Origin of the sequence: Kitasatospora sp. NBC_00240, from assembly GCF_026342405.1 — a bacterium.
Lineage (GTDB): Bacteria > Actinomycetota > Actinomycetes > Streptomycetales > Streptomycetaceae > Kitasatospora.
In genome coordinates this window covers 836,212-849,055 of record NZ_JAPEMU010000001.1, presented here as the reverse complement: position 1 = coordinate 849,055, position 12,844 = coordinate 836,212, and the positions used below count along the sequence as shown (strand labels likewise).

The window sequence follows — 12,844 nt, the reverse complement described above, 5'->3', positions numbered from 1 at the left end:
CTCGGCCGCCGGACGAGGGCGGGGGTGGAGTGGGCTGGGGCGCAAGGCGGTGACTTCAGGTCGGGCATCTCACACGCGGCACACCCCGTTGGAAGAGCAGCCGCAACGGGTCCGGGCGCAGCCGGCGGAGGGCCCGGCCGATCGCGGCGGTTGTCGGCACCTGCCACGCCCGCCGCCTGTCCCCGACCCCCTCACCCAGCAGCCGCGCGACCTCCTCGTACTCCTGGTCGAAGAACAGGCACGTCGCGAGCACGAAGTGCACGACGCCCCGCGCCGGCAGCAGCCGACTACGCTGCTCGGCCCGCCCGGCCTCGGCGATCACCTCATCGACCAGACCCGGCGGGAAGGCCCGGGTCAGCACCCCGATCGCGATCCGGTCCGACAACCGCTCACCCGCAGGCGACTCAACGCTCCACCCTCGCCACACCACAGCGACGCGACAAGCAGACCAAAGTAACCGGCATGGGCTTGGGGGGCCGACGGGGCGTTCGCGGGTGCGGCGTTGTCGGATGACGACGCCGGCGACGAGGAGAGTGCCTTGGGTGACGTTCTGCCAGAAGGCGGCGAGGGTGGCAATGGTGGGCCTGACCCGACCGTGGATGATGACGGCGCCGTTGAGGATGCTGAAGCCGAGGCACCTCAGGTCGGTGGTGATCCGGCGGTTGAGTTCGGTGCGGTCGAAGCGACATGCCGCCGCACGGGGCAGCGCGGCGACGTGGACGTTCTCCGCCGGCGAGACGTGCGGGATGATCGCGTGTCCCTGAGGGATGACGCGGATGCCGGACCGCCGCGCGTAGGTCGGCGGCATGTGGGCGAGCGGTGACCCGTCGAGCAGCACTCGTCCTTCGGTCGGACGGTGGTCGCCCGTGAGGATCCGCAACAGCGGGGACTTGCCTGCACGCTCTCTCTCATGAGGGCGGTGACCTGGCCGGCTGGAAAGCCGAGCGTGGCACCCTGGAGTGCCTTGACGGCACCGGAGTGCTTGGCGACGCTCTCGGCGACGAGGCCGGACGGCGGGGCGAGCGTACGGTCGAGGGCGGTCATCGTCTTCTCACGGGCGGTGGACGGGGGAGGTTGCTGTGGAGGCCGGCGCGGCGGTCAGGGCGTTGGCGCCGCGCCGGCTGCTGATCGGTCAGTTGCAGGACACGCCGGCGGACTGCCAGTTCGAGGGATCCACCATGGTGGTGGAGGCGAACGCCTCCTGGGGGAGGGGCTTGCCGTTCTTGAGCTGGTCGAAGATCGTCTGTACGGCGAGTGCGCCGACCTCCTTGCCGCTGATGAACAGGGAGGCCTTCATGCCGGAGGGCTTGTCGGTGCCCCAGTCCTTGCAGGCGAGGTAGGCTCCGAGGCCCACGCCGGCGATGTCGTTCGGGCTGACGCCCGCGTTCTGCAGGGCGGTGACGCCGCCCTGGACGTTCTCGTCGTTGCAGCCCCAGAGGACCCAGTGCTTGACGCCGTGGTTGGCGGTGATGGTCGCGGCGATCTTGTCCTGGGCGCCGGTGGGGGTGTTGTCGGTGGCCACGTCGATGTTCTGGACACCGGGGATGGCTGTGTTGAAGGCGTCCTTGGCGGCCTGCACACGGTCGCCGCAGACGGTGACGTCCTGCTTCCAGGCGGAGATGACCCGGGTGTCGGCGACGCTCCAGCCGGCCTTCTGGTACTCCGCGGCGGCGCGCTTGCCGACTTCGGCGCCCATCTGCTGGCCGGAGAAGCCGATCCGCGGGACGAGGTTGGCCTTGTCGCATCCGGCCGGGTCGGGACCGGTGGTGCAGATCTGGTCGTCGGAGGTGAGCAGTGCGACCTTGGCGTCCTTGGCGGTCTGTACGACCTGCGGGCCGACGGCCGGGTCCGGCACGACGATGATCAGGCCGTTGCTCTTCTGCGCGATCGCGGACTGGACCTCGCTGACGGTCTTGTTGGCGTCGTTGCCGAGGTTGACGACCTTGAGGTCGACGCCCAGCTCGGCGGCCTTGGCCTTGGCGCCGTTGGCCTCGTCGATGAAGTACTGCTGGTCGCCCTGCTTCTGCAGGTAGGTCAGGGAGATCTTCCCGCTGACCGGGGCGACCGAGGCATCGCCGGCTCCGCCGGAGGTCTGACCGGTCGAACACGCCGTCAGGGTGAGCACGACGGTCGCGCCGATGACAGCGGCGGCGACTCGGGTGCGGGTGGTGATCATATGGTGTGACGCCTTCGAGTAAGTGAGCGGGAGGTCGTTCGTTCGAGGAAACGAGAAGGAGTTTGGGCGGCCTCGACCGGTGCGGAGCGTGGCTGGGCGGCAGCGGCCCGCACGGGGGTGCGGACGCCTGTGAGGTCCGCGTCGGTCCGGCTGACGGGCTCACAGGGGGATCCGGATCTGCGTGGCCTCCGGGGAGAGAGGGTTCGATTCCCCGGCGCTTGGCCGCTCCCGCGAGCGCGGACGCTTCGTCGGGCGGAGAGGGCGGGCCGCCCGAGGCGCCTGTCCTTCGGCTAGGAGCTTGCAGGAGGATCATGGAAATCGTCAAGATATTTCCATGATTAATGTCAATTGGTTACAGTTCTGTGCTGGGCCGAGCTCTTGAACTCCGGGACGGCGGCGGGGTGGTTCGGCGCGGACGCGGCTTCAGGCGAGATGGCACCAGACCGTTTTGCCGGTGGCGACCGGGCGGGTGCCCCAGTCGGTGGCGAGTGCGTCCAGGAGTGCCAGGCCGCGTCCGTGTTCCGCGCCCGCGTCGGAGGTGCAGGGGGCCGGGGGTCGCGGATCGGGGTCGGTCACTGCCAGGAGGAGACGCCGGCCGTCCCAGTGGACGTCCAGGCGGGCGCCGGTAGGGGTGCCGGCGGCAGCGGTGTGCTGCAATGCGTTGCTGATCAGTTCCGTGGCCACCAGCGTGGCCGCGTCGATCAGGTGCTCTGCGCAGTTGCGTGCTTGCAGTGCGTCGCTGAGGTGCCGGCGCACTGCGCTGATGCCGGCGTTGTTGTGGGTGGTGAGGGTCAGGCCCGGCTGGGAGGCGCTTGCCACGGAGGGCGGGTGCGGGGTGGATACGGTGGCCATCGGGACTCCCATGTCGGGCAAATCGGGTGATGTCTCCACCGTCGCCGGTCCGGGTCGCGCGCACAGCCGTGGAACTACCTGTTGCGTACCTGTATGCCGGTTCGCGGGGAAAGTAGCGCCAGTCGGGAAGGCCGCCAGCTCCGACGGCCTCCCTGGGCGACCCCACCCCGGGCAACCCGCCTGGCGGTGTAACCACGATGGCTCGGCGGTGGTCCGTTGCCCGTGGCACCGGCCGTGACGAGGGGCCGGCGGGAAGCCCAGCCCGGGCGCCGACCTGTGCCTCCAAACGCTCCCGCAGCGGCGGGGGACCTCGGTGGTCATCCAGCCGCAGCCGTCCTGCGCCTGTGCAGCCCAGCGGACTCCGGCTACGACGCCGGCGACAGTGCGGGGGCCGCGACGGAAGATTCATGGCCGCGTGGGGCAATGTCGAATCCTGGCCGCGACAGATGACGGCCAGTCGGCGGGTGCGGTCCGGGATGTCGGAGGAGGCTGGGCGGTAGTCGAAGCAGGCGCCATCGGCGGGCAAGGTCGCCGACCGGACCACACCATCTCGGCGAACACCTTCGGCGGCCTGGTCTGGGAACGGTACCCGGCCGGCATCGCCCGGCTGTGCAACTCGCTGTTCGAGCCCTACGCGTACACCCGGGACTCGGCGTACCTTCAGAAGGTCTACGACACGGTGTTCGCCGGCGCCGGCATCGACGTCACGTGACGGCCCGTCGAATTCTCCTCGTCCGACGGGCCGTTTCGACCGACCGGGCCGGTTTGCCACCGACCGGATCGGTCCACCGCAACACTACCCACCGGCTCCACGCGCTGCACGGCTCTCGCGGTCGCAGCCGTCGCAGGCACTCGGGAGCAGCGGCCACTGCACCGGACGAGCCCACGCCCAGGAGCTGGAGCCTCGTCCGGTGAGCCTTGGTGCGGCACTACGGCCTGCGGTGTGCGGGCCGGGTGCGACGGCCTGCGCAGGAGGAGCACGGCGGCGCCGCCTCCGACGGTGAGCAGGGCGTCCATGCCGCCTGCCCAGAGCCCGGTCGCTCCGGTGACGGCGAGAGATCCGCGGTCCGTCGGCGCGGTGGCCGGAGTGCTGCCGGGGGTGCTGGTGGATCCGATCACGGTGTCGTCGTCGGGACCGTCGGGACTGTCGGGGGAGGGCGGGGCAGCTGCCGTGGGCGCGTCGGGCTGCGCGGCGGCGGCGGGCCTGCCCGCCGGCGAGGTGGTGCCCTCGGCGCCGAACTGGATGTGGCCGTCGGCGCCGGCGGCATCGGACCGGACGACGCTGATCGACAGGTGCGCCGCGGTGTCGACGAGTGGGGTGCCAGCGGTGGTGAAGGAGCCGGTGGCGGCCTGGTCGTCGTGTTTGGCGTTGCCGATCATGAGGGCTTGGGCGTAGCGGCCGGCCGGGACCCGGTGGACGTTCACGCCCTGGGCGACCGCGCCCACCGAAGGCGGGCTCCTTTTGTCGTGCGCACGGGCGGTCGGCCCGCTGCGCAGGCGGCCCGCCACCTTCCGGGGAAGGTGGCGGGCCGTCTCATTGCGGCTGCGCTGTAAGGGGGTTGCGCCGATCAGGGGTGGGCGGCCGCGGCGGGGTTGCCGGTCAGCTTCGTGGTGCTGTCGAGCTGCTGCCAGGTGCCGGTGGGGCCGGTGCCGATGCGGTACCACTGCCACAGGGTGTTGTCGGTGGCGCGGATGTAGACGTTGATGCGGTCACCGACCTGGGAGGCGGTCGGTGCGCCGGTGCCGGCGCGGCCGAGGTCGTACCAGGTGGAGGACCAGCCGCCGGTGGCGGTCCAGCTGAGCTGGCCGATGTTGCCGGTGGGGGAGAGGGCGGCGAACACCTCGATCTGTCCGGGGTGGCCGCTGACCGCGGTCGGCGAGGAGGAGAGGGTGCCGCCGCGCTTGGTCCAGCCGGTCCATTCGCCGCTGACGTAGCTCTTCTGCCACAGGGCGTTGTCGGTGCCGCGGGCGAAGAGGTCGATGCGGTTGAGGGAGGCCACCGCGGTGGGGGCGCCGACGATGGTGCCGCTGCCGGTGGGCGTGCTGGGGCCGCCGAGCGCCACCGAGCTGGTCGTCCACTTGACGTCGTACCAGTACGCCGGCTTGTCGTCCGCGCCGGGCGTCTGCTGGAAGGTCCGCTGGTAGACCTGCCCGTTGGTGCCTCGCACGAACACGTCGATGCGGTCGCGTCCCATGCTTGCCGCGGTCGGGCTCGCGGTCAGAACCATCCCGGGGAGATTGAGCCAACTGCCCCAGGCGCCGTTCTTGTAGGTGTTGGTCCACAGCCCGTCGTCGGCGCCGCGGACGAAGACGTCAACGCCGCCTGCGGAGGAGACGACGGCGGGCTCGCCCTTGATGGAGCCGGGGCCGGTGGAGCCGGCGGTGCCCAGGGACACGTTCTGCCACGCCGACCAGGTGCTGCTGTTCCAGATCTTCTCGCTGAGACCCGTGGCGGTGGGGACGATGACCGTGTCCGGCTTCTGTTCGGTGGCGCCGGTGAGCTTGAGCAGCACGGACTGGTGCGGGGCCAGGGTGAAGGACTTCGATCCGGTGGAGCTGAGGGTGCCCAGGCCCGCGCCGGTGTAGAGGTTCTGCACCGTGGCGGTGCCGTTCAGGCCGAGGCTCTGGGTGGTGAAGGAGTAGGTCTGCGAGGTGGTGCTGCGGTTCAGGAGCAGGACGGCCCGGGTGCCGGCGGTCGCCAGCTGCTTGGACCAGACCTGGACCTTGCCGTTGTCGAGGACCTTCTGCCCCTGGTGGTTGGCACTGTCCTGGGCGACGGCGATCACGGACTGATTGCCGACGATGCCCGCGGACGCCGCGGTGAGGTTGGTGAGGTCGCTCGCCAGCACCAGCGGCGCGCCCTGGACGGCCCACATCCCGAAGTAGGACTGCTGCTCGTCCGGAGTGAGCCCCCAGAGCGTGGTGGTGTCCGTGCCGTGGGTCTGCTGCTTGCCGGTCGCCGGGTCGTTGCCGAAGCCGGGCCCGATCATCAGGTAGTCCGGGTCGTTGTACTGGCCCGTCGCCTGGTTGCTGGGGTGGTCGTTCAGGTCGAAGTTGCCCGTGACCTGGGCGAAGTTGACCCAGGTCGAGCCGCCGTTGGACGTCGTGCCCCAGCCGACGTTGCCCGAGAGGTCGTGCCCGGTCCGCCAGGTGCGACCCGCTGCACCGCCCCACACCCACGGGCCGTCCGGGGAGCCTGCCCCCCACTGGCACATGTCCAGGGCGATCGGGTGCGCCACGCCGGCGGAGGTCTTGGCGTTGGCCGCCAGACTGCCCCAGTCCTTGTAGTCCGCCATGACCGTGCTGTACTTGGTCGGCGTTCCGCCGCAGTGGTCCAGCTTCAGATAGTCGAAGCCCCAGTCCGCGAACGTGGTCAGGTCCTTGGCCTCGTGGTCACCGCTGCCACTCATGCCGCCGCAGCCGCGGGCACCGGTGTCGGTGTACATCCCGGCCTTCAGGCCGAGCTCGTGGATGTAGTCGGTGAGGTCCTTCATGGAGTTCAACGCACGCGCCGCGACGACGGTGCCGTTGGAGAGGGTGACCGCCTTGGTCTGGGCACCGGTCAGGAAGCCGGTCTTGGTGGTGAAGGTGCCGTTGGCGTCGCGTCCGGCGCCGTTGTTGGGACCCCAGCCGTCGTCGATGCCGACGTCGCGGTATCCGAGGTCGGCCAGGCTCTTGTGGGTGCCCGAGGCGTTGACCGGGAGGTTGCTGTTCGGTGTCGCCATGCCGGCCGCCTGGTCGGCGATGTTCTTGGCGGAGATGTTGGCACCGTAGAAGAACCAGGAGTTCCAACCCATCGGCGGGGCCGTCGCACCGTACCCACCGGGCGGGACCATGGCCTGGGCCGGCGTCGGGTTGCTGAAGGCATTCACGGTCAGCGACCCGGCGACGAGGATCGCGGCGCTCAACGCCACGCCGGCGATGCGGCGGACCGGGCGGGCCGTCCGGTCCGCGGGCGGCGGGGAGAAATCCGCCGTCGCCGGGTCGGGACGGGACGAAGGTGCGGAAGCGGGAGAAATCGCGAGCTCCTAGTGGTGGAGATCATGCGGATCGGGCAAGTTCTGCGACACGGAGAACTGCCCTTGGCCTGAATGGGCGGCGGGTGGTCCTACGGGGTCGACGACGAGTCGGTCCGTGCGGCGCTCCTGGACGACGACGGCGATGACGAGGGTGCCGCCGCGAAACCGACCTCGTCCGAGTCCGCAGACGCCAAGGGTGGTGGCGGGACCGAGGAGATGATGAAGGGGAGTCGCCGCATCGGCCTGTCCGGTGGCCGGCGATGAGGACGTCGATCGGCCCGACGGACACCCGATGTGCTGAGGTCGTCCAGGGGGTTGCTCGAACGCCCGGTGTTCCCCGGCCGCCCGGGAGCAAGGACCGTCTCTTCGGGCGGAGTTGGCGGGCCGGCCGAAGGCTGCGCCACGCCGTCCGGCCCGTTGGCAAGAGCATGCCGCAGGCCGATGGATGACGTCAAGATTTATCAATGATTAATGGTGAGTGGTTACCGTGGTGTTACCTGATACCGCGGGCCGGGTCCCTGCGGCCGCCCCAGCTGCCGGCTCGATGCGAACGTGGGCGGCCCGCCACCTTCCGGGGAAGGTGGCGGGCCGTCTCATTGCGGCTGCGCTGTAAGGGGGTTGCGCCGATCAGGGGTGGGCGGCCGCGGCGGGGTTGCCGGTCAGCTTCGTGGTGCTGTCGAGCTGCTGCCAGGTGCCGGTGGGGCCGGTGCCGATGCGGTACCACTGCCACAGGGTGTTGTCGGTGGCGCGGATGTAGACGTTGATGCGGTCACCGACCTGGGAGGCGGTCGGTGCGCCGGTGCCGGCGCGGCCGAGGTCGTACCAGGTGGAGGACCAGCCGCCGGTGGCGGTCCAGCTGAGCTGGCCGATGTTGCCGGTGGGGGAGAGGGCGGCGAACACCTCGATCTGTCCGGGGTGGCCGCTGACCGCGGTCGGCGAGGAGGAGAGGGTGCCGCCGCGCTTGGTCCAGCCGGTCCATTCGCCGCTGACGTAGCTCTTCTGCCACAGGGCGTTGTCGGTGCCGCGGGCGAAGAGGTCGATGCGGTTGAGGGAGGCCACCGCGGTGGGGGCGCCGACGATGGTGGTCGCGTTGGGTGCGTCCTGGCCCACCCAACTGGTCGTCCACTTGACGTCGTACCAGTACGCGGGCAAGTCGCTAGCACCGGGCGTCTGCTGGAAGGTCTTCTGGTACACCTTGCCGTCGGTGCTGCGGACGAACACGTCGATGCGGTCGCGGCCGAGGCTCGCGGCGGTGGGGCTCGCCGAGAGCGTCCCGCCGAGGTTCACCCAACTGCCCCAGGCGCCGTTCTTGTAGGTGTTCGCCCACAGGGCGTTGTCCGTACCGCGGACGAAGACATCAACGCCACCCGCGGAGGAGACGACGGCGGGCTCGCCCTGGATCGAACCGGGGCCGGTGGAGCCGGCGGTGCCCAGGGCCAGGGTCTGCCAGCCGGACCAGGTGCTGCCGTTCCAACTCTTCTGACTGATGCCGGTCGCGGTCGGAGCGAAGACGGTTTCGGGCTTCTGTTCGGTGGCGCCGGTGAGCTTGAGCATCACGGACTGGTGCGGGGCCAGGGTGAAGGACTTCGATCCGGTGGAGCTGAGGGTGCCCAGGCCCGCGCCGGTGTAGAGGTTCTGCACCGTGGCGGTGCCGTTCAGGCCGAGGTTCTGGGTGGTGAAGGAGTAGGTCTGCGAGGTGCTGCTGGTGTTGAGCAGCAGCACGGCGCGGGTGCCGGCGGTTGCCAGCTGCTTGGACCAGACCTGGACGTTGCCGTTGTCGATGACCTTCTGCCCCTGGTGGACGGCGCTGTCCTGGTCGACGGCGATCACGGACTCGTTGCCGACGATGGCCGCGGACGCCGCAGTGAGGTTGGGGGTGTCGGTCGCCAGCACCAGCGGCGCGCCCTGGATGGCCCACATCCCGAAGTAGGACTGCTGCTCGTCCGGGGTGAGGCCCCAGAGAGTGGTGTCCGTGCCGTGGGTCTGCTGCTGCCCGGTGGCCGGGTTGTCGCCGAAGCCGGGCCCGATCAGCAGGTAGTCCGGGTCGTTGTACTGGCCGGGACCTTCGTTGCTGGGGTGGTCGTTCAGGTTGAAGTTGCCCTGGACCTGGCTCCAGTTGATCCAGGTCGAGCCGCCGTTGGACGTCGTCCCGTAACCGGCGGCCCCGGTGATGTCGCGCCCGGTGCGCCAGGTCCGGCTGGCTGCACCGCCCCACACCCAGGGGCCGTCCGGGGCGCCCGTGCCCCACTCGCAGATCTCCAGCGCCAGCGGGTGCGCGACGCCGGCGGAGGACTTGGCATTGGCCGTCAGGCTGCCCCAGTCCTTGTAGTCCGCCATGACCGTGCCGTACTTGGTCGGGGTTCCGCCGCAGTGGTCCACCTTCACCCAGTCGTACCCCCAGTCCGCGAACGTGGTGACGTCCTTGGCCTCGTTGTTGCCACTGCCGCGCTGGCCGCCGCAGCCGGTGGTGCCAGTGTCGGTGTACATGCCGGCCTTCAGGCCGAGGGCGTGGACGTAGTCGGTGAGGTCCTTCATCGTGTTCAGCGCGTGTGCGGGAACGGTGGTGCCGTTGGACAGCGTCACGGCCTTGCTCATGGCGCCGCTGGGAAGGAAGCCGGCGTTGGGGACGATGGTGCCGCTGGCGTCGCGTCCGCTGCCGCTGCCGGTCCACCATCCTCCGTCGATGCTGACGTCGCGGTAGCCGAGGTCGGCAAGACTCTTGTGGGTACCCGTGCCGGTGAGCGCGAGGTTCGCGTTCGGCGTGGCGAGTCCGGCCGCCTGGTCGGCGATGGCCTTGGCGGTGATGTTGTTGTTGAAGAAGTACCAGGAGTTCCAGCCCATGGGCGGGGTCGTCGCACCGATGGCACCGGGCGGAACCATCGCCTCGGCGGGGGTGGGCGCACTGACGGCCGTGACCGCCAGCGAACCGGTGACGAGGATCGCGGCGCTCAGCGCCAGGCTGGCGATGCGGCGGACCGGGCGGGCCGTCCGTGCGGGCGGCGCGGGGAAGCCGGCTGTCGCCGGGTCAGGACGGTTCGAGGGGGCAGAGGCAAGGGACATCGGGAGCTCCTAGGTGGTGGAGATCACGCGGGTGGGGGAGGTTGGGCGGGTGCCGTGCCCACCCCTTCGATCCAGGGGTGGGCACGGATCGGTCGCTCCTAGGCGGGGAGGCCGATGCGGCGTTCGCCGTTGCGGCGCTGCTGGATGACGACGGCGACGACGAGGAGGGCGCCCTGGGCGACGTTCTGCCAGAAGGCGTTGATGCCTTGGACGGTGAGGCCGTTCTCGAGGCAGCCGAGGAGGGCGACGGCGAGGAGGGTGCCGCCGATGCCGCCCTTGCCGCCCTTGAGGGCTGCGCCGCCCAGGGCCGCTGCGGTGATGGCCTTGAGTTCGAGGCCTTCGCTGCCGGAGGTGGGCTGGCCGGAGCCGGTGCGGGCGGTGAGGAGGATGCCGGCTACGGCGGCGACGACGCCGATGAGGGCGTAGACGGCGACGAGGTACTTGTTGATGTTGATGCCGGCGAGGCGGGCGGCGGTGTCGTTGCCGCCGATGGCGTAGACGTTGCGGCCGATGTCGGTGTACTTGAGGAGCAGGTGCACGGCGAGGGCGACGACGATGAGGATCCAGACCATGACGGGGAGGCCGGCGATCTTGCCGCGGCCGAGGAAGACGAAGATGTCGTTGTTGAGGACGTAGCCCTGGGCGCGGCCGTCGGAGATGAGCTGGGCGAGGCCCTTGTAGGCGGCGAGGCCGGCGAGGGTGGCGATGGTGGGGTTGACGCGGCCGTAGACGATGATCACGCCGTTGAGGATGCCGACGAGCAGGCCCACCCCGACGGCGGCGGCGATGCCGGCGAGGGCGTTGGAGCCGGTGGAGGTGAAGGCCATGGCGGAGACGACGGAGGCGACGCCGGCCTGGGAGCCCACCGAGATGTCGAGGCCGCCGCAGATGATGACGGCGGTCTGGACGACGGCGAGCAGGCCGGTGATGGTGGCGGCCTCGGCGATGACCTGCATGTTGGAGACGCTGAGGTAGTTGTCGTTGAGGATCCCGAACAGGCCCAGGACCAGCACCAGGGCGCCGATCAGGCTCAGGTTCTGGCCACCGACGGAGGTGAGCCAGGTGCGTGCGGTGGTTGCCGGTGTCGGCCGGTTTCCGTTCTTGTCGGGCTCTCGCTCGACGGAAAGGGCGGTCGTCATCGGGTGCCTCCGGGGGCCGGGTGGGTTCCGGTGCGAGGTGCCGTGGTGGTCTCGTGCGGAAGGGTGGGTGCGAGGTCGTCGGCCATGGCGAGGCTGAGGATGGCTTCCTCGGTGGCCTGGGTGTGGTCGAGGTGGCCGGTGATGCGGCCGTTCTGCATGACGATGACGCGGTCGGCGAGGCCGAGGACTTCGGGGAGTTCGGAGGAGATGACCAGGATGGCGGTGCCTTTGCGGGCCAGGTCGGCGATGATCTGGTAGATCTCGGCCTTGGCGCCGATGTCGACGCCGCGGGTGGGTTCGTCCAGGATCAGCAGGGCGGGTCGGCGGGCGAGCCAGCGGGCGAGGACGACCTTCTGCTGGTTGCCGCCGGAGAGGGTGCGGACCTCGGCCTCGATGGAGGGGGCGCGTACGCGCAGGCGGTCGGCGTATTCCTGGGCGAGTGCCTTCTCCTGGAGGCGGCTAACGAATCGCCAGCGGCGTAGTCTGCCGAGGCTGACGAGGGAGGTGTTGTCCCGGATCGTCCGGTGCAGGAAGAGCGCTTGGGCCTTGCGTTCCTCGGGGGCGAGGCCGATGCCCGCGCGAATCGCGTCGCGTGGTCCCCGCAGTCGGAGCCGTTTGCCGTCGACGTGGACGGTTCCGGATCGTATCGGGGTGTCACCGGCGAGGGCCAGAGCCAGTTGGGAGCGCCCCGCGCCGATCAGTCCCGCCAGGGCGACGACCTCGCCCGCCTTCACCTGGAGGCTGACGTTGTGCACGTCCTCGGTGGTGAGGTTGTCGACCTCCAGGACGACGCGGTCGCCGGCGACGTGCTGGCGGGCGAAGAGCGCGGACAGGTCGCGGCCGACCATGAGGCGTACGAGTTCGCCCTCACTGGTCGTCCTGGCGTCCACGGTGCCGGCGAGGGCGCCGTCGCGCAGGACGGCGATCCGGTCTGCGAGTTGGAAGATCTCCTTCATGCGGTGGGAGACGTAGATGACGGCGATACCCTCGTCGCGCAGGCGCCGGATCAGGGCGAACAGTGCGTCGACCTCGTGGTCGGACAGGGAGGAGGTCGGTTCGTCGAAGGCGATCGCCCGGGGCGGGGTGTCCCCGGTGAGGGCGCGCAGGATCTCCACCAGTTGCCGTTGTGCGGCGGTGAGCTGGGAGCCGAGCAGGTCGGGGTCGAGGACCTTGTCGAAGCCCAGGCGTCTCAGGTCAGTGGTGATCCGGCGGTGGAGCTCGGCCCGGTCGAGGCGGCGGCCCGCGCGTCGGGGCAGCGACCCGGCGTAGACGTTCTCGGCGACCGAGACGTGCGGGATGATCTCCGGTTCCTGCGGGATGATCCGGATCCCGGCGCGCCGCGCGTCGGTCGGCGAGTCGAGGTTCAGGACCCCGCCGTCCAGGCGGACCCGGCCGTCGGTGGGCTGGTGGTCGCCGGTGAGGATCCGCAGGAGGGTGGATTTTCCGGCGCCGTTCTCGCCCATCAGGGCGGTGACCTGCCCGGGCGGGAAGTGCAGGGTGACGTCGCGCAGAGCCTGGACGGGGCCGAACCGCTTGGTGAGCCCTTCGGCTGCCAGCCCGGCCCCGAACGCGTGTGCCCGCGTGCTGGGGATGCTCAT

At 70.4% G+C, this 12,844-nt stretch carries 9 protein-coding genes; 1 reads left to right on the top strand and 8 read right to left on the bottom strand.

All coding sequences use genetic code 11. The features are described from left to right. Window positions 1-55: 55 nt before the first annotated feature. From OG689_RS03580 to OG689_RS03570, 3 genes are all read right to left on the bottom strand, one after another. Window positions 56-838: a transposase domain-containing protein gene (locus tag OG689_RS03580; protein WP_266317554.1), complete on the bottom strand. Its 783-nt coding sequence runs from the start codon at window positions 836-838 to the stop codon at window positions 56-58. A gap of 294 nt (window positions 839-1,132) precedes the next feature. Beyond that, entirely contained in the window at window positions 1,133-2,176 is a 1,044-nt protein-coding gene (locus OG689_RS03575; protein WP_266317552.1) for a substrate-binding domain-containing protein, read from the bottom strand. Between the two features lie 423 nt (window positions 2,177-2,599). Next, on the bottom strand, window positions 2,600-3,028 hold the full coding sequence (locus OG689_RS03570) for an ATP-binding protein (protein WP_266317550.1): 429 nt from the start codon (window positions 3,026-3,028) through the stop codon (window positions 2,600-2,602). A 415-nt stretch (window positions 3,029-3,443) separates the two neighbouring features. Between OG689_RS03570 and OG689_RS03565 the strand changes: the two genes are divergently transcribed. Then, on the top strand, window positions 3,444-3,740 hold the full coding sequence (locus OG689_RS03565; RefSeq protein ID WP_266317548.1) for a hypothetical protein: 297 nt from the start codon (window positions 3,444-3,446) through the stop codon (window positions 3,738-3,740). On the opposite strand, the gene OG689_RS03560 is transcribed toward OG689_RS03565, so the two are convergent. From OG689_RS03560 to OG689_RS03540, 5 genes are all read right to left on the bottom strand, one after another. Next, the gene (locus tag OG689_RS03560) at window positions 3,698-4,474 is read right to left on the bottom strand and encodes a hypothetical protein (protein ID WP_266317546.1); all 777 of its coding nucleotides are present in this window, start codon (window positions 4,472-4,474) and stop codon (window positions 3,698-3,700) included. The two genes, OG689_RS03565 and OG689_RS03560, sit on opposite strands and share 43 nt — an antisense overlap. A gap of 122 nt (window positions 4,475-4,596) precedes the next feature. After that, entirely contained in the window at window positions 4,597-6,942 is a 2,346-nt protein-coding gene (locus tag OG689_RS03555) for a hypothetical protein (protein ID WP_266317544.1), read from the bottom strand. 732 nt (window positions 6,943-7,674) lie between these two features. Beyond that, window positions 7,675-10,107 (bottom strand): hypothetical protein, encoded by a 2,433-nt coding sequence (locus OG689_RS03550; RefSeq protein WP_266317542.1) that lies wholly within the window; start codon window positions 10,105-10,107, stop codon window positions 7,675-7,677. Window positions 10,108-10,205: 98 nt separating this feature from the next. Next, complete coding sequence (locus OG689_RS03545; RefSeq protein WP_266317540.1) at window positions 10,206-11,246, bottom strand: ABC transporter permease; 1,041 nt, start codon at window positions 11,244-11,246, stop codon at window positions 10,206-10,208. After that, a complete protein-coding gene (locus OG689_RS03540) occupies window positions 11,243-12,844 on the bottom strand; it encodes a sugar ABC transporter ATP-binding protein (RefSeq protein ID WP_266317538.1) in 1,602 nt (533 codons plus the stop codon). The genes OG689_RS03545 and OG689_RS03540 overlap by 4 nt, the downstream gene beginning before the upstream one ends.